The sequence below is a fragment of the Citrobacter sp. TBCS-14 genome (assembly GCF_005280805.1).
GTDB classification, from domain to species: Bacteria; Pseudomonadota; Gammaproteobacteria; order Enterobacterales; family Enterobacteriaceae; genus Citrobacter; species Citrobacter gillenii.
Window position 1 is genome coordinate 1 of the sequence record NZ_SZWM01000538.1, and the last position, 265, is coordinate 265.

General features: G+C 52.5%; 1 pseudogene. It reads left to right on the plus strand.

Annotation, left to right across the window (positions count from 1 at the left end):
- Window positions 1–265: pseudogene (locus FDX22_RS19750) on the plus strand (helix-turn-helix domain-containing protein); the annotation flags it as partial.

Sequence of the window (265 nt, forward strand, 5' to 3'; positions counted from 1 at the left end):
CAAAATCAGCAGCCTTCAAAGCCTGGAAAGCTCGCCTGAACGAAGGGGTAAATCCTGAAACCATGCTGGAAGGTGTGAAGCGTTACGCTGGCTGGGTATCTGCTACGGGTAACAGCGGCACGCAATTCGTGAAACAGGCTGTCACGTTCTTTGGCCCAGACCGCCATTTTGAAGAGTCCTGGGTAGTTCCATCGGTGTCTGGTGCCAGAAGTGAAGATCCGTTTTTCAAGTCCAATTACGACAGCGTGGATTACAGCCAGGTCCC